Source organism: Undibacterium sp. GW821-FHT11B02 (genome assembly GCF_058808955.1).
On sequence record NZ_JBXASD010000009.1, the window covers coordinates 169268 to 190929 of the forward strand.

Here is a 21662-nt window from a genome sequence, read left to right on the forward strand (position 1 = left end):
TGTTTCCTTTATGGTGAGATAGCGTGTTGGGTAAAGTTTTCCTGCCTGGACGAATAGTCTGCTGCCACAAATCTTGCTGCTGTTGGTACGGTCACGAATTCGAAGGATCTGGCCGCCGCAATTGCTGCCTGTCCCAGCGCTATGCCACCATCATTGGAAGGCACCAGCGCATGGCTCAGGCAGTTGAATTGTTTTTCACGTAAAGACATATCCAGCCCCGTCAAAAGGATAGCGTTTTGCATGCAGCCACCAGATAGCACCACATCCGTAAACACATGCTGCTCACGCAAAGCGCATACCATATTCGTAATGCTGTTGATTAAACCAGCATGAAAACGGGTAGCAATGACCGATGTCGGCACGCCTTGCTGCAAATCATCCAATAACTGTGACCAGATACTGGCGGCATTCAGTTCAAAGAGCTTTTGCGTAGTGTCAGTTGAAGGCGATGAAATATCCGGCTTTTCTATGCGAAAGTTATAGGATGGAGAATCTGTCTTGTCTTTCAAGTAATCGGTCAGCAGATTTTTATCGACCAGCATCTCGAGTTCCATCGCCGCCTGGCCTTCAAACTGGACTTGTTGCGTATGCAGGCCAACAGCACCGGCTACCGCATCAAACAGGCGGCCCGCCGAACTGGCAAGCGGACAATTGATTCCACGTGCCAGCATAGTTTCCAGCATGGCGACGGGTTGTTGGCAAAGGAACTTTGCCAAATCAGTATCCGCAAATTCCCTGGTGAATGTATCCCAGCGCATACTGTTCAGGATATGGGTGTAGGTATTACGCCAGGGCTGTCTGATAGCCTGTGCTGCGCCGGGCATGGCGATTGGTTTGAAGCGTCCCAGTCGCTGGAAGCTGCGGTAATCGGTCAGTAAAAATTCGCCGCCCCAGAATTGCCCATCATCACCCAGTCCCAAACCGTCAAGAGCAATGCCAAGGACAGGTGGGTGTGACAGCGCAATCCTATTCTCTATCATGGCGCTGGCGATATGCGCGTGATGATGTTGCACCGTGGTTACAATAGCCGGTGACAAGTCGTGTACATCGTGCATGTCATGAGTGTCGTGCGTGAGTTTGTTGCAGACATATTCGGGATGCAGATCTTGCGCCACATGGGCGGACGTCATTTCAAACAGTCGCTGATAGAGTGTCAGGTTATGTTCATAATCGTCCAGCGTGCTGATATCTTCCAGGTCACCCTGGTGCTGCGACAAGATGGCCGTGCCTTGTTTGATCAGACAAAACGTGGATTTGAGTTCCGCTCCATAAGCAAGTATGCCATCCGCTTTTTCAAAGCCTGCTGGCAGCGGTATAGAACGTGGAGCATAACCACGTGCACGCCGCAGGATGCGCGCTTTACCTGCCACACAGCGCACAACACTGTCGTCAATGCGGTTGGCAATGTCGCGGTTATGAAAAACAATCAAATCGGCAATGCCAGCCAGCTTTTCAATAGCCTGATCATTGTCAATGATTTGTGGTTCACCTGATACATTACCGCTGGTCATGACAAGTGGCTGCCTGAATTGCTGGCAGACCATGTGGTGCAAGGGCGTGTATGGCAGCATGAAACCCAGCAGATGACTGCCAGGCGCGATGTCGGTGGACAAGACAGGCACATCAGCATCCCTTGTCTGTCTGGCTTCCAGCAATACGATGGGTGCAGCGGCGCTTTGCAGTAACTCTGCCTCCAATTGATCGACGACACAGTATTGTCGTATACAGGCAAGTTCATGCGCCATCACTGCAAAAGGTTTGGCATAGCGCTGTTTGCGCTGACGCAAAGCCTGGACGGCATCATCATTCGTGGCATCGCAGCACAGGTGAAAACCACCCAAGCCTTTGATGGCGACAATTTTTCCATCTTTCAGGGCCTGATCAATGTGCTGTAGTTGCTGTGTGCTTCTGTTCTGATATCCGTTGATATCAGTGCTGCTGCCGTGGGCCAGCAATTGTCCTGCTTCATGCAAAGATAACTGCGGGCCACATACATGGCACGCAATAGGCTGGGCATGAAAGCGACGATCAAGCGGATCACCATATTCTTGTTGACAGGCAGAACACATGGTGAAAGCGTTCATGGTCGTCTGTTCACGGTCATAGGGAATACCCTGAATGATGGACAGACGCGGCCCGCAATGGGTGCAATTGGTAAATGGGTAGTGATAGCGGCGTTCGCCGGGATCCATGGTCTCGGCCAGACATGACTTGCAGGTGGCCGCATCAGCCACTACCTCAGTGCGGCCTTGCGTGTGAGCTGACTGCGCAATACGAAAATTTGCATAGGACCAGCTGTCGCTGATTATTTCTGTAGCGATGGAATCAATTTTTGCCAGTGGCGGTGCTTCGGTCTTTAGTCGCTGCAAAAATTTCCGGATATCGTTTTGCATGCCTGACAGGCGTATGAGGACGCCGTCGGTATCATTCGATACTTCACCATGCAATTGGCACTCCAGCGCAAGACGGTAAACAGCCGGGCGAAAGCCCACGCCTTGCACGGTACCTTTAACACGTATCTCTTGATTTTCCACAACAGATGGCATACCCGGGCCTCAATACTGTGACAACGCTTGCGACAAACAAATACGGGGCCAGGATGGCCCCGTATTTAAAGACTGTTACTTGGGATACAAAGGAATCAAGGTGCTATAGATATGACTGACCACCGTATTGGCTGGTTGCCCTGCTGGTTGCGATTTGTTGGAATGGCAGCTAAAACAGTTTGAACCATTGATCTTGCTGCTGGTTCCCTGATCGTAGGTTTCCATCGTTGTATTGTTGAGCAGATTGGTTCCCACCTGGTTGGTGGCGGTTACCGTTTGTCCACCTACGGTCCAGGTTGCACCAGTCATCATGTAATTGGTGCGCAAATCGCCTTTGATCAACTGGCTGAGTACGCTACTGTTGACTGAAATGACTTCTGTATTTTCAATCAAAACGTTGCTGGCATCCGAGCCAGTACCCCAGGCTTTCCAGCGCAGGGTATCGCTAGGACCTATAGGCGCACTGGTGTTCGCAGTAATATTTGGTGACGACGAGAAATTGGCAAGCTGTACATTGGGCGTTGCCGATTTCAGTGATGAAAACAGCCAGGTACCAGTAGTATTTTGTGCCACATTTACCGTTGTGCCACTGGTGTTTGTATAGCTGTAGGCAGCATTGGGTGTATTGCTGACATGCTCAAACGTTGCCCATATCATTTCCGGGTGACCTTTTGCGCTGCCAACTACATGCATCCCGACCAGAGCCAGGACCACTGATTTGGTTTGCCCAGTCGGGATCCAAAGTTGAGTATTGCTCTTGTTGTATACAGGTACCGTACTGGTGACAGTGACATAGTCGCTAGCTTTTAGACCCAATGCATCCAGCCCGACAACATCTATCCATGATGTTTTTACTTCCATCGCCAGTGCTTCAGATGCAGGAAGTTTGGTGCCTTTGGATGCAGCATAGGCAATCACCGGGTCCAATTGCGATTGCGTAGTGGGGAACACATTGGTGGGATTGGGAATGACGCCGTTGGCGACACCAGTTTGGAAATACGCAAACACATCATTGACCATGGTGGCGTAATACACCAATGACTGATTTTGGCCGAGCAACACGCCCGACAGACCACCAGCCTGACCTTGTGTAGGTTCTATGGTATTGCCAAGACTGTCAATGAAAACGGTTTTCCCATTCACCTGGAAGCCTTGCACCATGTTTTTCGTTGCGCTGCTGTCTGCGGTCAATAGCTTGGGTGAGACACGGGCGGCCAGTGTGGTGTCCATTGCCGGTTTGGGTGGCAGTGCGATTTTTTTGTTTGCGGCATCAAAGAAAATCGGTTTCTTGCCTTCTTGCGCTTCTACGCGGGCGATTTCGACCAGCTTGCCCGCGCTGTTGTGTATCAGCGATTGCCCCGTTTCAGTTTGTGGTGCTGGCAAGACTTCAAACATTTTACCGTCTTTGCTAGTGATAAGTTGCAGGCCATTAGGTCCCGCCTGTGCACTGCGGATATTCAGTAAAGGTAAAGGAAGGTCAGCTTGATTTTGCGTATAAGTGCGTTTTCCTTGTGCATTTGCACCGGAAACATTGTAGAAAATTGGTGAATTAAAAACCAGGCTCTTGCCACCGCCATAGGTGCTTGGTGCTGGTGAAGTCAGCCACAAAAACATCTGCTCTGACCATTGATAGAAACTACAGTCACCAGTATTCGGAAAGGTGACGCTATTGGCCGGATTGACCGCACCATTCAGTGTCACTGTCCCGCCAAACCAACTGTTGAAAGTTGCTGCTGGTACTGCGCACAAGGGTTTTGCATCTTGCGGCACTACCTGGGCTTGTGCAAGATTGCTCAGCATTGGCGTCATTGCCACCAGCGCATATTTTATGCATGTTGATATGACGCGATTGCGCCGATTTCCTACGACAGATCCGCTCATTGTATTTCTCCCTATTTTGAAAGCAAGATATGTAGTTTTTCTCTTGCTTGTGTTTCACCAAACTACCAAGTACAGACCTAAAACACACGACTAATCAACCTGACAACGTCAGGCGAATTTGATGACTGTATTGCTGAACTACCTGAACGACATCCGGCAGACTGGCCGCAAATGGCTAATTAACTGCTGCAACAGAAAATGGGTAAGAGAACGTGAAAAAGGAGATGTAAAAAAAGCAAATAAAGTTAAATGATAATTTAGCATGCATTTTGAATAAGTGCTTAATAAATATTTAATTATTTGTTTTTTTGCTACGCAGGCTTGCTGGTACACATATAGTCCAAAAACAGGATCGCTAAAATTTGAACGATGTTGTTACTTGCAAGGAAGGTAATGGGCTGAGTACAGGAAGAGAAGGATCGATGGCTATTGGCAGATGTAACGACCCTTGCCAGGGCAGTATTGTGCAAATCCTATTCAGAAGTCGCCACCTGATGTTGAAGACTGTACGATGTTGTTAAAATGAAAAATTGGCTGACAGCGACGGAATCTCTGGAAATAATGAACTTTCTTCTTTATTTTCAGACTAATCAAATCGCGCCCTGGATTGTTGATCTTGGGTTTCGAGGGGGAATTACCTTTAATTTTCACATTTTTCTATAATAATATGATGAAAAAAACACTTACAACACTGGCGGTCATGAGCCTATGCCAGGTCGCCAGCGCAGATGAAGGCATGTGGATGCCGCAACAACTGCCACAAGTCGCCAAACAACTGAAGGCAGACGGTTTGAAACTGGATCCGGCAACGCTGACCAAATTGACGGAATTCCCTATGGGGGCCATCGTCAGCCTGGGTGGTTGTTCCGCGTCCTTTGTGTCACCACAGGGCTTGGTCGCAACCAACCACCACTGTGTCTACAACAGCGTGGCACATAACTCAAAACCAGAACGCAATTTGCTGGCGAATGGCTTCCTGGCAAACAGCCTGGAGGAAGAATTGCCGGCAACGCCTGGCTCGCGCATACTCGTCACTAAAGATGTCAGCAATGTCAGCAGCAAAATCATTGATGCGGCAACGGCCAAGCTGAACGGCAAGGCTCGTGTTGATGCTATTGAAAAGAATTCCAAGGCCATCATCGCAGAATGTGAAAAAGATGCCGGCCATCGCTGCAACGTCTATCCATACTATGGTGGGCTTGAGTATTACCTTATCAAACAATTGGAAATCAAAGATGTGCGTCTGGTCCATGCCCCACCAGAAGGTGTGGGCAAATTTGGTGGCGATACCGACAACTGGATGTGGCCACGTCACACAGGCGATTACGGTTTCTACCGCGCCTATGTCAGCAAAGATGGCAAATCCGCCGATTACAGTAAGGATAATGTGCCTTACGTGCCCAAGCATTTCCTGAAACTGGCCAAAGACAATCTCAAGGAAGGTGATTTCATCATGGTGCTGGGTTACCCAGGACGCACCAACCGCCATCGCCTGCCATCAGAAGTGGCCTACACTTTTGACTGGAACTACCCGACGTTCGTGAAGAGCTCTGGCGACATGCTGGCCATCATCGCCAAGGAAACCGCCAACAACCCGGATGCCAAACTCAAGTATGCCGGTCAGGTTGCGGGTATCAACAACTATTACAAAAACCGTCAGGGCATGCTCGATAGCTATGCTGGCAGCGATATCCTGGCACGCAAAACCAAAGAGCATGAAGAGCTGAAAGCCTGGATCAACAGCAATCCTGCACGCACCAAAGAATTTGCCAGCGATATTGATCAGGTTGAAAAACTGATTGCTGAGCGCGATGCCATGGGCAAGCGTGACTTTTATCTGAGCAATGCTTCACCTCGCTTCCTGGCTACGGCACGTGCCTTGTATCGTTTGTCCAATGAATCGACAAAAGCTGATGCAGAACGCAAAGCCGGTTACCAGGTACGTGATCTGCCTCGCTTCAAAGCAATGGTGGATGCCATCGAGCGTAACTATGATGAAAAAGTCGACAAGGCTTTGGTCTTGTACAACCTGAGCAAATACGCCGCGCAAGCCAAGACTGACCGCAACGCCAATTTTGATGCAGCAATGGGCGTCAAAGATGGCATGTCTGAAGCCGACCTGAAAACCCTGCTGGATACCATGTACGCTGGCAGCAAATTGGGTGATAAAGCTGCACGCAGCCCATGGCTGACCGCCAAGCCAGAAGATTTCAAGGCCAGCAATGACAGTTTCGTCAAGGCAGCCGTTGCCATGTATGACGGCGGTCTGAAACGTGAAGCTGAAGAAGAAGAGTTGATGGGTAAAATCCAGCAAGCTTATGGCAGCTACATGAAAGCAAAAATCGCTTACATGAAGAGCAAAGGGCAGGCAGTCTACCCAGACGCTAACAGCACCTTGCGCGTCACTTTCGGCAAAGTGGCAGGCCGTGACCATGGCACCGCTGATGGCCTGGCATGGAGCGCATTTACCACCGTCAACGGCATCCCGCCAAAAGCAACGGGCACTGGCGAATTCAACGCACCAGCCGCACAATTGGCAGCCATCAAGGCCAAAGACTTCGGCAAGTATGTTGACCCGCAATTGAAAACTGTCCCTGTGAATTATCTGGCGACACTGGATATCACCGGCGGCAATTCAGGTTCTGCTGCTTTGAATGCCAAAGGCGAATTCATCGGCCTGGCATTTGACGGCACCCTCGATTCCATCATTTCCGACTGGGATTACAACAAAGCCAATTCCCGCTCCATACAGGTTGATCTGCGCTATATGCTGTGGCAGATGAAGCATGTGGACAAGGCTGACCGCCTGCTCAAAGAGATGGGCGCGGAGTAATAGCTTAGACTGCTGTACCGTTAAAAAAACCCTGTAAGACTTGAGTCTTGCAGGGGTTTTTATATTCGCCAACTTAATTGGCATTGCTTCCAATTTTTACAGGTATTACAGGATTTGCTTTGCTTGCAAATACAGATAAAGCCGTGAATAAAATATTAAAGCTCATACTTATTCCCCGCCGTTGAGCGAATAGGGTGCGTGTCATAGATCAAGTCCAGATACTTGACTTTGTTGCTGTCTGGCTCAAAGCTGAACAGGTCCATGACCTTGAAGCTGATTAAAGTCCCGTCGCGTACGGTCCAGTCGTATTGAAAATAGGCCGTCGCATGGTGTTTTTTTGTTGTGCTGACAAAGATATCAATTGGGGTGATAAGGTTTTGACTGGAAGCTTCTGCCAGTCTGTCAAAGAAGGCGCACGCATCCATCTCGCCAAGAAACGGGGAAAGAACTTTTCCATCTTGGGTGAACAGGCTTTTGATAGTGTCGTAATCAGCGTCTCCAAGTGCTTGCATATAGGTTTGCAAGATTGAAATGTATTCAGACATTGATGAACTCCTTGGAACGGTTATGGGTATTGGCTTGTTGTGCAGAGCATCCATGGGCGTCAGTTTTTGCTTAAGTAAAAGCGTAGCCTCGCTCGATTCAAACTGTTTTGTCAACAGCGGGATTGTAAACGCAATCAAACATTAGCTACCTCACCAATGAAAGTAATTTTAACCTCCAAGCCCATTCCACTTTCTGGTGAGTTCAGGACGATCGTTGCATTTCGTCGACGGTGGGATGGCTGTTTGGCGATTTGTGGAACATCATCAGGCTGTTCGATTTTTTAGCCTATGCGAGTTTTTTGGTATCGACGGTCCGCAATTTTCAAAACCCTTTCTTTGTTTTTAACAAGATTAATTTATGAGTATCGGTATACTGGATGAAATAAAAAGCCCGCTAATTATTATGATTTTATAATAGTCGGTGGTGGTTCAGCAGGTGCAGTGATGGCTTCGCGTCTTAGTGAAAAAGGCGATCAAAATGTTTTACTCATTGAAGGTGGAAATGCCTATCCTACCCGCCAGTACTCAGCAATTCTGCGGTGAAGCGTTCCAGCTCTTCAGCCAGTGTCCCGCGACTACGGAAATTCCGATTGGCCTTGCCGTACCAATACTCGGCATCTTCCAGATCACCTTCTTGTATGTGCAGAATGCCGTGTAACCACGCCCCGAGCAGCGTGTCATCACTCTGTACCAGATCATGTGCTGCGTTCCAGTGTCCTTGATGCATATGGGCAAGGACATTTTCAAGTTTGTTCATGGAAAGCTCCTGTTGACGGGGACAACGTAAAACAATTCAGACCCCATGATAAAGTCAAAACCGTCGACCCTAGTAGGTTGTACCTTGTACGCATATTTTGCTCGTTTCTACATTTAACAGGATACTGGAATGGCGCAGAGTGTTCTTGTCTTCACATTAAGGCAAGTTGAAAGTGAATCATTTCTCCAGTTCATCCAGTAATTTCTCAACACTACCGAACAGTGTGTCGCCGCGTAACAGCCGGCTTTCGCTACCTTTTGTCACCACCATGTTAGGCACACCTGTAATACCGTACGTTTGCAACAGGTGTTGCGCACGTCGTATGCGTGCATCTGTGACCAGACGCAGTTCTGCATCCCCCGTGGCCAGGCGCACGGCAGCAGCAACCAAACCCATGTCGCGCAATAGCTTTCCCACCACGCTAGCGGCCGTGATGTCCTGCGCATACACATAACGTGCTTCTTGCAAGACCTTCAGTGCTGCCAGTTCGCGTTGCGGTTCTGTCATGGATACAGCCGTTAGTGCCAATGTAACTGTCTCTGAATCGAAGCGGCTGCCATGCTTGCCCAGCACCTGTGCACGATACTCTTCGGTGAAGCGCTGGCCAGTCAGTTTCTCAATGCGGACGTCATTCGCCCATGCGTATTCTGCAAATGCAGCGTCCATGATGCGCCCGTTACTGCCGGCAAACAAGCCAGTGGGAGCAAGCTCCAGTGTCAAGTTGCTTTGCTGACCCAGCTTCTGGATTACGGGCGAAGCGCCATAGCACCAGCCACACAAGGGATCAAATAAATAAGTAAGGATAGTAGGCATAATGTGATGTCCTAAGGTAACAGGCTTTTAGCACCGGCATTGGCGACCACGCCGTCTTCTGCAGGCATTGCCCCACTGGCACCAATTGCACCGATGATTTGGTTGTTGGCAATCAGTGGCACGCCACCTTCAACTGGAAAAGCGCCTGGTATGCCGAGCAGGTTGACTTTATTGTTATTCAAAACCTGATCTTCAATGACTTTGGTGGGGGCCTTAATTCCGTTGGCCGCCTTGGCTTTTCCTATGGCGGCATCCACGGTGCCAATCGGTGCTTGATTTGATCGCTCCAAATAAATCAGGTTGCCGCCAGAATCAACGACAGCAATGGTCAGTTCAAGATGTTTTTTGTGCATTTCGGTCACAGCGGCCTGGGCGACTTTTTTGGCAGCTTCCAGACTGATCGGTGCTCCATAGTTAATTGTTTGGCCCAAAGCACTGCCGCCGCTGAGGGCCAGTGCAACCAGGCTCAAGCTCATCAAAGTGTGTTTCATAGAGTTCATTAAAATATGTTGTGAGGGAATACAACTACTGACCCGATAAAATGTATCGGATGCAGTGCAACGAGGATAATGGAACATCAAGCCTTGTCAGGTTTTTGATGTCACCATTTCATTTCGCCCTTGTTGACCTTAGCGCCGATGTCCAGCGACATGGCACCATCGGTCACTTGTGGGTAAGACTGTTTCATGGCATTGATGAGTGCTGCGCCGTCCGTGCTGGAAGCCAGGTTTTTCTCGAAAGTAAGTAGGTAGTCTTTAGTGAAGGTGAGTGCGCTGGCATCCACCTTGGTGTCGGCACTCATATGGCCGGGAACCACAAGCTCAGGTTTCAGTGCCGACATTTCGTCCAGTTGCGCTACCCAGGCAGCGCGTTCAGCCACTGTTTGACTGTCTGCAGTCCACACATGCATATTGCCGAATACACCGATGTTACCCACGATAGCCTTGATCGCCGGAATCCAGGCATAAGGACGATGCGCCAGCAAGCCCTGGGTGCCATGGATTTCAATGGTCTGGCCTTCTAATGTCAGAACATTGCCTTCCAATACCCGCGGTACTACTGGTTTATGCGGTGCATTTGCACCCATCTTTGGTCCCCAGAATGCGAGTTTTCCCGACATCTTGGCAGTCAGTTTTTCCAGAACGGCAGGCGTAGTCACCACCTCGGCCTGGGGAAAAAATTCTTTCAGCGTTTCTACGCCAAAATAGTAGTCGGGATCAGCTTGACTCACATAGATGGTCGTCAACTGCCTGCCGCTGTCGAGTACATTTGCGGCAATGCGCAGCGCATCTGCGCGAGTGAAGCCTGCATCAATCACTATTGCTTCTTTTTCGCCGTACACCAGCGTGGAGTTAACGTTGAAGCTGCTGCCATTGGCGTTATAGACCTTGACGGTAAGTGGCTGTGCAGCTTGCGTCGAGGAAAAGCTAATTGCCAGAGAAGCGGCGATAACGGTGGTACGGATCATGGTGAACTCCTGTCGGGTGGTTTAAGGAACGTCTTGCAGCGTTACAATGAACTATAGTTGCTAAAATCAAACAGATAAACAGCAAAAATTGCACATTATTGTTTCTTGAATCGAGCAAATAGCGGGCTGACTGCTCTGTGTACGTATTTATTGCGCCTGGCTGGCGACTACTTAGAACCTGTTTTCGATCTTACTGCGCGTGCGCAATTGGAGTCCCTGCGGGGCTCATGTGCTGCTCAAAATGCTCATGTACCAGAGTACATTCCATTTTTTGCGCTGCGTTTTATGCTGCCCTGACCCCGCTGATGCACGCTCGCTACAGATCGAAATCAGGTTCTTAGCGTCACTGCAGATAAGCTTGATCTGCCTGGAGCCATGGTTACGCGTTATGCGTGGGGGAATGGAACGGTGACACTACAGAATTAGCAGGAAGACCTCGATAATGCTTTGATGTGCAGTAGTTTCGCTTTGATCTATGATAGTTGGGTGATTGGAAGAGGGTAATTTGTCAGATCAAACTCAGCATTGTTTGTCAAAATTCTCTTGAGCACAAAATCGCCTGAATGAATCAGAAATCAGCAAGCTTGCCAATGAAAGTAATTTTCACCTCCAAGCCCGTTCCACTTTCCGGTACGCTTAAGACTATCGTTGCGTTTAACATGTCACAAATTTCTTTTACGATAGATAAGCCTAGTCCCGAGCTGTTTGGTTTGTTTTCGTTCAGTCGATAAAAACGTTCAAATACTTTTTGACGCTCTGACACTGGAATACCTGGCCCATTGTCGGTGACTGACAGCAATACGGATGCCTCCAAATTTTGCAAGGATATCGTCACCATTCCACCATCCGCTATATGGGCAATCGCATTGTCGACCAGATTGGATACCAGTTCACGCAGTAATGACCGTGGTGCATTGATGATAAAATCATCAAGCGTATCTATACCCAGATCAATATTTTTTTGCTGCGCGAGCGGTGCTAATTCTTCTATGACACCTTTAATGACTTCGGAAAATTGAGTAGGAATTTTAAAGCTATTGATATGTCGATTTTGTTCAATAGATGCAAGAACCAATAATTGATTAATGACTTTTGTACCTTGTACTATCGTCTTTTGAATCGCAGCAAAAATTTCTTTTTGTGATTGATCAAGTTTGTCGTTTCTATTTCCAAAATTGATTTGGGACGTGATGATGGCAAAAGATGTTCTTAGTTGATGCGCGGTGTTGGCAACGAATTGCTCATAAGATGTTAAGGTTTTATCCAACCTGGCGACATAGTCGTTCATGGCGAAAATGACAGGGCTCAACTCTACAGGAGCATTTTCTGCATCAAGCTTTTCCAAAGATCCTGGTTGGCGCTTGAGAAGCTTTTCACTAAATTCAATTAAAGGTTTCAATGTCCATCTGAATGCAATGAATAAGCCTATGAGGACTATCGATAAAAGAAGCAGATGATCTCTCATCGTCAATAAAAACAAATCTTTCTTGAATGCGTCGTGACTACGTAGTGTTTGTGCCACCTGTGTAATTGCATAGTCGTTATTGGATGTACTTGGAAGCGCATGCGCATAGGCAATCACTCTTACTGGTTCACCCCGTATCGTTGTCAGGAAATATTTTTCCTGTTCGATTTGCAAACTTGAATGATAGTTGGCCAGCTCTTCGTCGCCAGAAATAAGCACGCCATTTTTGCTGCGTACTGAGTAAAAAACCAGATCTTTATATTTGCTGGCAAATAACTCAAAAGCTGCCGGAGGAACGCTTATTTCGTAGGCGCCATCCACAATAACCAGTTGCTCTGAAATGATCTTGGCGGAACCTTTTAGCAACTGCTCTTGCACCAGGGTGGCAATCAGGTCGGTACTATTGTAAGTAACGATCAGATCGATAGCTGAGATTAATAATGTAGGTAAAAACACCCACAATGCCAATCTGCCTTTCAGGCTATTGATTCGTGGCAACATAGGTCAGCATATATCCTAATCCACGCAGCGTAATAATTTGTGCGCCAGAATTTTCTATTTTTTTTCTTAACCTGACAATGTAAATTTCCAGTGCTTTGGGGGAAACAGTATCGTTCAACGTAAATAATCCGTCAGCCAGTTCTTTTTTGGATACGGTTTTTCCGGATTTTCGTATCAATGCCTCAAGTACTGCGTGCTCTCTTGGCGTCAGATTGATGGCGACCTGATGATTGCTAAAGATTTTTGAATTGCTATCGTAACTCAATGCACCGCATGTAGTTACGGGATTTGTTTTGCCACTTGCCCTTCTTAAAAGTGAACGCAAGCGGGCTTCCAATTCCTGAATATCAAAAGGCTTTGCCAGATAATCGTCGGCACCCAGATTCAGGTTTTCTATGATATCGCCCAAAGAATCCAGGGCACTGATGATTAAGACCGGGACGTCGTTATTTTTATGCCTGATGCTCTTTAATACGGTTTGTCCTTTAATACCTGGCAGCGTCAGGTCCAGAAGAATTGCGTCGTAGCTTTGTGTGATCAACAAATGAGATGCTTCTTCACCCGTGAATGCTTGTTCAACGGCATAGCCTGATTGCGTTAATAAACGCGTCAGCCATGACGATAGCTCGCGATTGTCGTCCACCAAGAGTAGTTTCATAGCTGTAAGAGTAAATCATTTTGTGTATTGCCAAACGAATCCGTTCACGTCATTTTATTTGCCGTTTCATTTTTTCCACAAGGCTTCTATTGAAGGCAAGTAGAAGGCTAGTGCCTACTATATTTGCCTGTGTAGGCTCACTCAGTCAGTCAATAGATACGTGAGATACAACTTTATAAATCTGGAGACATACAAATGAAAAAAAACCTCATGGCTCTTGCCATTCTAGGTGCATTGGCAGGAACAACTCAAGCGCAATCGGTACAAGATTTGCAACAAGCACTGGCTCAGGCTCAAAAAGCCGCCGCAGATGCACAAAAAGCCGCGCAACAAGCCCAGGAGGCTTTGGCACAAATTCAACAAGCCACAGTTGCCGCTAACCAGGCAGTAGAAGCAACAAAGAGTTCCGCATCAGTCAGCCAGCCAGCGGGTGAAGGCTTGGTGTACAAGAATGGTGGGGATATGATCAGGCTGTATGGCTTGATTGATTTAAGCCTTAGCAATAAAAGCAACGCCGATAAAACAGGTAACAGCCAGAACGATATGTCAGTTGCCTGGTTCAGTGGCAATCGTTGGGGCATCGAAGGCGAGCATGCTCTCAAGGATACTGATGGTCTAAAAGCCATATTCAAATTGGAAAGTGAATATGAATTGCCAACAGGTAATATGGATACGCCGGGCGTTCTGTTCAATCGCGATGCCTGGCTGGGGATACAGAGTGAGTCACTGGGTAAGTTCACCCTGGGACGTCAAAACACACTGGCACGTGAATTCTCTAAAATCTACGGTGACCCATATGGCAGTTCTGGCGTGACCCTGGAAGAGGGCGGCTACTCCAATAATAACAACTTTAAACAACTTATTTTTTATTCAGGTAGTGCGACAGGCACGCGTTACGACAAAGGTATCGTCTGGAAAAAAGAATTTGGCAATATCGTTGCTGGCGTAGGTTATCAGGTAGGTGGTATTCCTGGCGATACTACAACAGGCACAACCAAATCCTTGGGGCTTGCCTATAACGGTGGCGATATCAATGCTTCAGGATTTTACAACTCAGCGAACGTAAACGGTTACACACACAGTTCGTATTCCGTTGGTGGAAATTATCAATTTGGTATTGTTCGCTTGAATGCTGGCTATATCAGTTACAAGGCGGATCAACCTGTTGCGATCGGCAATCGTAGCGATAAAGCCTATACGCTTTCAGCCAAATTCACACCTGCCGGGAAGTTTGACTATGAATTGGGCTGGCAAACCATGAATGCAGATAACGCTGCCGTCAATGGCAGTGGCTACGTACTCAATGCTTATGCCAATACTAGCGGCGCCACCAAAACTGCAACAGGTAAACGCAAGACATGGTATGGCTCTGCGTTCTATCACTTTGACAAACGGACCGAATTGTATTTTGCACTCGATCGTCTGAATACAGATGGTACCTATCTGGCTTCGCAAGCGAACGGATTTACATCGCAAAATGAATATGCTGTCGGGATGCGGTTCAAGTTCTAAAAAATCTGTCATTGCTGGCAAAAGCGTTATTCTGTAACGCTTTTGCCAGTCAGAACTCATTTTATCAAGCGAACGAGATACATTTGACTCATGTGTAGTCAAGTGAGTGCAATCCTTTGTCGCCTTTGTTTGTGCGTGCAATGGCGTTTTGCACTGCATCTAAATCGCTTATATAACTGACGCAAAATTGTCACAGCAAGGTTATCGCTATAGGAAACCTGGCTTGCAGGGGGCGTTGGCTGACAACATGTCTGAAACCCCAACTACACCATCAGCGACGAAGACAGTACTTTTCGTACGCAGCCAGGATGGTTTTGCGTAAGCCCTATTTTAGTCCCTTTTGATGAAATAGCTTATATAAAGGGAAACCTGAAATTTGAGCTATTTTTTTAAATGAAAGCTAATTGAAGGAATAATGGCAGCACAATACAAAAGCAGTTAAATATAAAAATGGAGACAATGATGAAATCAAGATGTAAGCCTCTGGCTATAGCATTGCTATTGGCAACCAGCCTTAATACCTATGCCGCCGAAAAAATCACTATCATGGTTGGTGGGATAGAAAAGCAAATTTATTTGCCTGCAAAGCTAGCGGAACAGTTGGGATATTTGAAAGAAACCGGTCTGGAGATCGAGCTTTTGAGTGAACCGGCTGGTGTTAATGCAGAAACCGAAATGTTGTCCGGTGCAGCGCAAGGCGTGGTTGGTTTTTACGACCACACTATTGACTTGCAGGCACGCGGGAAATTGGTGCAGTCAGTTGTGCAATTCAGTCAGGCACCAGGTGAAGTTATTCTGGTTTCCAAGGCTGCCGCTAAAGACATTAAATCCCCTGCTGATTTTAAAGGAAAAACCTTGGGCGTAACAGGACTTGGTTCTTCCACCAACTTTTTGACGCAGTATCTGGCTGCCAAAGCGGGTGTCAAAAATAGTGAATTTACAACGCTGCCAGTAGGTGCAGGATCGACTTTTATTGCCGCAATGGGCCAAAACAAGATCGATGCAGGTATGACGACAGAGCCAACCATATCCCGACTGACATCCATTGGTGCTGCAACTATTCTTGTCGACTTGCGTACAGCCAAGGAAACTGAAGCAGCACTTGGTGGAACCTATCCGGCAGCCTGCCTTTACATGCCTTCTGCCTGGGTCAGCACGCACAAGGAACAAGTCCAAAAAATTGTGACTGCTTTCGTCAAAACCCTGAAATACATCAAGACACATAGCGCCAAGGAAATCGCCGAAAAAATGCCGGCGGACTATTATGCTTCAAACAAGCAATTGTATATTGATGCACTTGACGGTAGCAAACTGATGTTCACGCCTGACGGCATGATGCCTGAAAACGGACCGGCTACCGTATTGAAAGTGTTGAACGGCTTTGACAAGGCAGTGCAGGGTAAGTCCATTAATTTGGCTAACACATTTACTACTGAGTTTGTGAAAGCTGCCAAATAATGAAAAATGTTGCGATAGAATTGAATAATGTCAGCAGAAAATTTATCAGCCCTGCGGGCAAGGTTACATTAGCTCTGCGTGATTTCAGCCTGACCGTGAATGAAGGGGATTTTTGCGCAATCGTCGGACCGACCGGCTGCGGAAAATCTACTACATTGGGGATGATCACCGGGTTGAATCCGCCATCATCAGGTAGTGTCAAGGTATTTGGCAAACCTGTGACGGGAATCGATCCTAACATAGGTTTTGTTTTCCAGGCGGACGCGGTATTCCCTTGGAAAAATGTGATTGATAACGTAGCAATAGGTCCTGTTTTCCGGGGTAAAGACCCAAAAATTGCCAAAGATATGGCTGCAGAATGGGTGCGTCGGGTTGGCTTATCCGGTTTTGAGTACCATTATCCTCATCAACTGTCTGGCGGGATGAGAAAGCGCGTCGCCTTAGCACAAACCTTTATTAATGAACCCAAAATTTTATTGATGGACGAGCCTTTTTCGGCGCTTGATGTGCAGACCCGTGCACTGATGCAGGAAGAGTTACTTGGCCTGTGGTCAGAGAAAAAGGCTTCAGTCGTATTCGTTACCCATGATATTGAAGAAGCAATTGCATTGGCGGATCGTGTCATCGTTTTGTCCAAAGGTCCTGGGTCAGTCAAGAGCAGTTACGAAATCCCTTTGACTCGCCCGCGAGACGTATCGGAAGCCCGCTATACCGATGAGTTTATCCATCTGTCCAAACAGATCTGGTCCGATTTAAAAGACGAAGTCCAAATTTGAAGCGGAACCTATCATTATGAATACAGCAATCATGAAACAAAATTCGTTACCGTCTGAAATTGGGGAAGAAGAGCGTAAGGCCATCGCTCGTGCCGTGAATCACCGGCGTCTTGTGATTTTCCTGCGCATAGCTGTGGCCGTAGTTACCTTGATTGGATGGGAACTGGCGGTCAACTGGGGTCTTATTGATGCTTTCTTTTTTTCCAAGCCATCAGCTATCTATGAGCAATTGGTTACATGGCTAACCGAAGGAACTGCGCAGGGGCCTTTGTGGAGAGAGTTACTGGTCACCATGGAAGAAACCGTATTGGGTTTCCTGGTAGGTAGCCTGTTGGGTATTTTCTTTGGCATTGCACTGGGACGTAATAAGTTGGCTGCAGACGTATTTAGCATATACATCAAAGTTGCCAACGCTATTCCACGCGTAGTTCTTGGCTCTATTTTTATCATCATGTTTGGCCTGGGAATGGGATCCAAGGTAGCTTTGGCAGTCGTGATGGTATTTTTCGTGGTATTTGGTAACGCTTTTCAAGGCGTTCGTGAAGCCGACAAAAACCTGATTGCCAATGCCTACATTCTGGGTGCCAACAAACGTAAAGTAACATTTTCGGTGGTGTTTCCATCTGCGCTGACCTGGATATTGGCCAGCTTGCACGTTAGTTTTGGTTTTGCTTTAGTCGGTGCCGTCGTTGGTGAGTTTCTTGGTGCCAGACACGGTATAGGTTTATTGATCGCGACAGCACAAGGTACTTTCAATGCAGCGGGCGTATTTGCAGCAATGATCGTATTGGCAGTAGTTGCTTTGGCCGCAGAATATGCGTTGACTGCAATAGAAAATAAATTATTGAAATGGAGACCCGCGCAATTTGTAGAGCAGGGCATGTAGTTATCTGTTTAAAAGAGTGTCGCCAAGTTACAGGCCCGCTTTTGCGGGCTTTTTTTTCATGCTACTGCGAAGTCAAGATGGACAGATGTTATCGCAGATTTGGTGAAGTAATAAGGTCTGACGAGCGAGGTTGATTTCACCGCACCCCCTACGTCACGGCTTACAAAATAAAAACATATATAACAGGAGATAGCAGCAATGAAATATCTATTCATATTCACATTTTTGACTTTGATCAATTTGGCTGAAGCAAGCGAAAAAAAGGCCGTTCCGGAAAAAATTCTGATTGGTCAGTCTGTTGAATTGTCAGGAGAGGCGACGGGAAAAGAAAACCGGGAAGGGGCACTAGCCTATTTTAATTGGGTCAATTCTCAGGGTGGTGTTTACGGCAGGCAGATTGAGCTCAGGAGCTATGATGACAAGCGGAAGCCAGAAATCACCAAAGCAAACACAGAAAAACTGATCAAAGAAGATCATGCATTGGCTTTATTTGGTTATCGCAGTACACCGACAGTAGAGGCGGTACTACCAATGCTGACTTCAGAAAAAATACCTATGATTGCCCCTTTTTCTGGAGCGCAGACCTTACATCATCCATTCAATCCCTATTTATTTCATTTGCGGGCCAGTTACCAGGATGAAACGATCCAAATGGTGGAATCATTATTGCCCCTTGAAATAAAACAGATTGCGATTTTGTATCAAGACGACCCGTTTGGAAAAGATGGCCTGGCTGGTTTCGAAAAAAACTTGGCATTGCACAATTTAAAAGCAATGGTGATAGCTAAATATGACAGGAAAGATTTGAAAATAGACGAGGCTGTCAATGAGATTACGGCAAGTAACCCGCAAGCAGTGTTAATGGCGTGTACGCCGTCTGTATGCGCAGATTTCGTAAAGAAAATTCATAAAAGAGGTCTGTATCCGCGATTTTTAATGTTGTCAAATGTCAGTTCTGACAGTTTCTTCAAATCACTGAGCGATGACGGACGCGGAGTCGGCGTGATGCAAGTCATGCCTTACCCAAAAGATATTAGTGCGATGGCTGTCAGGGAATTTCAACATGTATTGAAAGGGATGGATAGCCCTCCGCCAGTTTCTTACGCTACCCTGGAAGGTTTTTTAGCCGCAAAATTATTGACGGAAGCATTGCGTCGTGCTGGGCCATCAGTTACCCGGGAAAAGCTGTTGGCTGCGTTGAACAGCATGCGCAATTTTGACCTTGGAGGTGTCAAGGTGTCTTATACTCAAAATATGCATGACGGTTCAAAATTTGTCGAGTTGACTGTTATCGGTAAAAATGGAGCAATCCAAAGGTAGTTTCGGCGCGCATGGCATGTGTCGCGATACTGATATAAACAACGCCAAAACAACTCCAAATCAACGCCATTTCAAATGATGAAATGGCGTTAAGACATGATGTATTTTTGTCGCATCAGCGTTTGAATGCCAATACAAGGACCCCACCCGCAACCATGGCAATTCCCAGCCACTCTTGCAGCGATGGCCGTTCTTCAAGAAAAACAAAAGCGAATATGGCGACAAACACCAGGCTCATTTTATCGACAGGGGCGACTTTGGATGCGTCACCAATCTGTAATGCACGGAAATAGCAAACCCACGACGCACCTGTTGCCAAAGCTGACAAGATCAGAAATATCCAGGTTTTGGCAGGGAGTGTGTTCAGGTTCTTCATTTTTCCAGTGAACCAGACGAAACCGATCAAGACGAGCAGAATGATGGCGGTTCTGATTAAAGTCGCAAAATCCGAGTCAACGTTCCGTATGCCGATTTTTGCAAAAATTGCCGTGAAGGCAGCAAATATCGCCGACAGGCATGCCCAATAAAACCAGCCATTTGAAGAATTCATTTTGATCTCAAGTAAAAAACGATACGTTAATATACACCTAAGACAAGTGAAGCAGACTCGCGCTGGTAGTCAGTAGATTTTGCTGTTTTTCCTGTTATTTACCCGCAATTGCATTCACCTTATCAAACTCATTCAGCACATCGTTGATTGTCTGTTTGCAGAGTGCCGGATTGGGACTGTCCGCACGTAAGGCAGCCAGGGCCTTGTCGATAGACTTATCGATCACATGCCAGTCCGAAGCGGCGCGTGGCTTTAAACCAGCTTCTGCTTCGTCCCAGCTCACTTCCAGGTCCTTGATACGTTTTTTTGCAGCGGCAAGCTCACCTTTGTTGATCAATACTGAAGTGTCTTGGGCAATGACACGGAACTTGCTGAGGTCGCCGAGTTTACTGCTTGCTGCTTCAGCCGTGCCGATCATGGAAACCATGGCAGGGAAACAGCCTGAACCCAGTACTGCGACTACACTGAAGGCCAGCATAATCTGTTTTATTTTCTGTCTTTTCATTTGATTTACCTTGTTAGTCATGGTGAGTAATAGTAAGTTGAGTAAGTTGAGTAAGTATGAATAATTGAGGATTAGTCCTGAGTCATGTCTGGTACCTGATTGTCTTTTCGCAGACTTACGATAAACACTAAAATCGCGATGACACTCAGGAAAACGGCGCTGGTGCTGATGGTTCCCCAGCCGATGCCGCCATATTCCGATGATTGTGACAACAGGTCGCCAAGCGCAGCACCCAAAGGGCGGGTAAGAATATAAGCCAGCCAGAAAGCCAGAACGGAATTTAGTCCCGAACGGCACGCCACGTAAATGATTGCGATCATTCCAGTGAATAATCCCACACCAAGTCTGAAGCCAAGACTGAGTTCTTCCGTTGCAAGATCACCCGCTGCCGTTCCCAGGGCAAATGTCAACAGAATAGCGGCCCAATAGAATAATTCACGGCGTCGTGTCACAATCGTGCGAATGGAAAGTGTACGTTCACACCAGTACCATGCACCAAATATGAATGCTAACGATATGCAGAACACGAAAGTGCTGAGATACAGACTAACACCAAGGCCATCTGTCAAGACGTCAGTTATCTGGGTGCCGACAATACTTAACAGCACAACCGTCAGCCAATATACCCAGGGTATATAGCGATTCAGCCGGATTTGCAAGATGAGCGCTAGCGCAAGAAAACTTGCCATGATAGTACCGGTAATGGCAATTCCCAGACCTGCATGTACGGCCAGATAATCGGCAGCGGTTTCCCCCACAGTGGTAGAAAGTATTTTGATTATCCAGAAATAAAGACTTATTTCTGGAACCTTGTTAAGCATCGGAGATGGTTTTTTTTGTTGAAATGAGTTCATTCAGCGTCTTTCTTTTCAAAACATGTCTGTCTGTTAGCTGGTTCAAACAGTGGAAATTTGTGTGAAACTGGCAGCAGCCCGAACACCCTTGCCAACTGCTGTTATTGTTTGAATGTGTCTCTTCATTTAATTGGTAACAGGTCCTAGCATACGGGTATAAAAATTAAGAAATCATTAATAGGTGGACTTGCGTAAAACCGCCCCAGCTGCGTTGCAGCTCCCGCATTCGGCAAAATAAAGTACTGTCTTCGTCGCCGACCGGAGCTGAATTTGCATCTCGGTCCTATTTGTGAAACGGGTTTCAGTGACAACGAATTATGATATTTATCTGGTA

At 47.0% G+C, this 21662-nt stretch carries 19 protein-coding genes; 7 read left to right on the plus strand and 12 right to left on the minus strand.

What is annotated here, in order from left to right:
- Positions 1-8: 8 nt before the first annotated feature.
- Together hypF and AC1RVX_RS19950 are read right to left on the minus strand one after the other, a co-directional pair.
- On the minus strand, positions 9-2546 hold the full coding sequence (hypF, locus tag AC1RVX_RS19945) for a carbamoyltransferase HypF (protein WP_493218351.1): 2538 nt from the start codon (positions 2544-2546) through the stop codon (positions 9-11).
- A 75-nt stretch (positions 2547-2621) separates the two neighbouring features.
- Positions 2622-4427, minus strand: a complete 1806-nt coding sequence (locus AC1RVX_RS19950) for a hypothetical protein (protein WP_493218352.1) — start codon at positions 4425-4427, stop codon at positions 2622-2624.
- Positions 4428-5097: 670 nt separating this feature from the next.
- Between AC1RVX_RS19950 and AC1RVX_RS19955 the strand changes: the two genes are divergently transcribed.
- On the plus strand, positions 5098-7260 hold the full coding sequence (locus AC1RVX_RS19955; protein WP_493218353.1) for a S46 family peptidase: 2163 nt from the start codon (positions 5098-5100) through the stop codon (positions 7258-7260).
- 155 nt (positions 7261-7415) lie between these two features.
- Here the strand turns inward: AC1RVX_RS19955 and AC1RVX_RS19960 are convergent, their stop codons facing one another.
- Entirely contained in the window at positions 7416-7943 is a 528-nt protein-coding gene (locus AC1RVX_RS19960; protein WP_493218354.1) for a nuclear transport factor 2 family protein, read from the minus strand.
- A gap of 276 nt (positions 7944-8219) precedes the next feature.
- Between AC1RVX_RS19960 and AC1RVX_RS19965 the strand changes: the two genes are divergently transcribed.
- Entirely contained in the window at positions 8220-8348 is a 129-nt protein-coding gene (locus AC1RVX_RS19965; protein ID WP_493218479.1) for a hypothetical protein, read from the plus strand.
- On the opposite strand, the gene AC1RVX_RS19970 is transcribed toward AC1RVX_RS19965, so the two are convergent.
- The 6 genes from AC1RVX_RS19970 to AC1RVX_RS19995 all read right to left on the minus strand — a co-directional run bounded on the left by AC1RVX_RS19970 (position 8317) and on the right by AC1RVX_RS19995 (position 13467).
- Positions 8317-8562, minus strand: a complete 246-nt coding sequence (locus tag AC1RVX_RS19970) for a hypothetical protein (protein ID WP_493218355.1) — start codon at positions 8560-8562, stop codon at positions 8317-8319. The genes AC1RVX_RS19965 and AC1RVX_RS19970 overlap by 32 nt on opposite strands.
- 177 nt (positions 8563-8739) lie before the next feature.
- On the minus strand, positions 8740-9375 hold the full coding sequence (locus AC1RVX_RS19975) for a DsbA family protein (protein WP_493218356.1): 636 nt from the start codon (positions 9373-9375) through the stop codon (positions 8740-8742).
- Positions 9376-9386: 11 nt separating this feature from the next.
- On the minus strand, positions 9387-9866 hold the full coding sequence (locus AC1RVX_RS19980) for a GlcG/HbpS family heme-binding protein (RefSeq protein ID WP_493218357.1): 480 nt from the start codon (positions 9864-9866) through the stop codon (positions 9387-9389).
- Positions 9867-9976: 110 nt separating this feature from the next.
- Positions 9977-10843 carry an MBL fold metallo-hydrolase gene (locus AC1RVX_RS19985; RefSeq protein WP_493218358.1) on the minus strand — a complete coding sequence of 289 codons (867 nt, stop codon included), beginning with the start codon at positions 10841-10843 and terminating at the stop codon, positions 9977-9979.
- Positions 10844-11411: 568 nt separating this feature from the next.
- Positions 11412-12809 carry a sensor histidine kinase gene (locus AC1RVX_RS19990; protein WP_493218359.1) on the minus strand — a complete coding sequence of 466 codons (1398 nt, stop codon included), beginning with the start codon at positions 12807-12809 and terminating at the stop codon, positions 11412-11414.
- Entirely contained in the window at positions 12790-13467 is a 678-nt protein-coding gene (locus AC1RVX_RS19995) for a response regulator (RefSeq protein ID WP_493218360.1), read from the minus strand. The genes AC1RVX_RS19990 and AC1RVX_RS19995 overlap by 20 nt, the downstream gene beginning before the upstream one ends.
- 195 nt (positions 13468-13662) lie before the next feature.
- Between AC1RVX_RS19995 and AC1RVX_RS20000 the strand changes: the two genes are divergently transcribed.
- From AC1RVX_RS20000 to AC1RVX_RS20020, 5 genes are all read left to right on the plus strand, one after another.
- Positions 13663-14979 (plus strand): porin, encoded by a 1317-nt coding sequence (locus tag AC1RVX_RS20000; RefSeq protein ID WP_493218361.1) that lies wholly within the window; start codon positions 13663-13665, stop codon positions 14977-14979.
- 462 nt (positions 14980-15441) lie between these two features.
- A complete protein-coding gene (locus AC1RVX_RS20005; RefSeq protein ID WP_493218480.1) occupies positions 15442-16437 on the plus strand; it encodes an ABC transporter substrate-binding protein in 996 nt (331 codons plus the stop codon).
- Positions 16437-17213 carry an ABC transporter ATP-binding protein gene (locus AC1RVX_RS20010; protein ID WP_493218362.1) on the plus strand — a complete coding sequence of 259 codons (777 nt, stop codon included), beginning with the start codon at positions 16437-16439 and terminating at the stop codon, positions 17211-17213. The genes AC1RVX_RS20005 and AC1RVX_RS20010 overlap by 1 nt, the downstream gene beginning before the upstream one ends.
- 31 nt (positions 17214-17244) lie before the next feature.
- Positions 17245-18099 (plus strand): ABC transporter permease, encoded by an 855-nt coding sequence (locus AC1RVX_RS20015; RefSeq protein WP_493218363.1) that lies wholly within the window; start codon positions 17245-17247, stop codon positions 18097-18099.
- A 198-nt stretch (positions 18100-18297) separates the two neighbouring features.
- Positions 18298-19419 carry an ABC transporter substrate-binding protein gene (locus tag AC1RVX_RS20020; protein ID WP_493218364.1) on the plus strand — a complete coding sequence of 374 codons (1122 nt, stop codon included), beginning with the start codon at positions 18298-18300 and terminating at the stop codon, positions 19417-19419.
- 115 nt (positions 19420-19534) lie between these two features.
- Here the strand turns inward: AC1RVX_RS20020 and AC1RVX_RS20025 are convergent, their stop codons facing one another.
- From AC1RVX_RS20025 to AC1RVX_RS20035, 3 genes are all read right to left on the minus strand, one after another.
- On the minus strand, positions 19535-19969 hold the full coding sequence (locus AC1RVX_RS20025) for an EamA family transporter (protein WP_493218365.1): 435 nt from the start codon (positions 19967-19969) through the stop codon (positions 19535-19537).
- A gap of 94 nt (positions 19970-20063) precedes the next feature.
- Positions 20064-20474 carry a histidine kinase gene (locus tag AC1RVX_RS20030; RefSeq protein ID WP_493218366.1) on the minus strand — a complete coding sequence of 137 codons (411 nt, stop codon included), beginning with the start codon at positions 20472-20474 and terminating at the stop codon, positions 20064-20066.
- A 71-nt stretch (positions 20475-20545) separates the two neighbouring features.
- Positions 20546-21295 carry a COG4705 family protein gene (locus AC1RVX_RS20035; RefSeq protein WP_493218481.1) on the minus strand — a complete coding sequence of 250 codons (750 nt, stop codon included), beginning with the start codon at positions 21293-21295 and terminating at the stop codon, positions 20546-20548.
- Between the last annotated feature and the right edge of the window lie 367 nt (positions 21296-21662).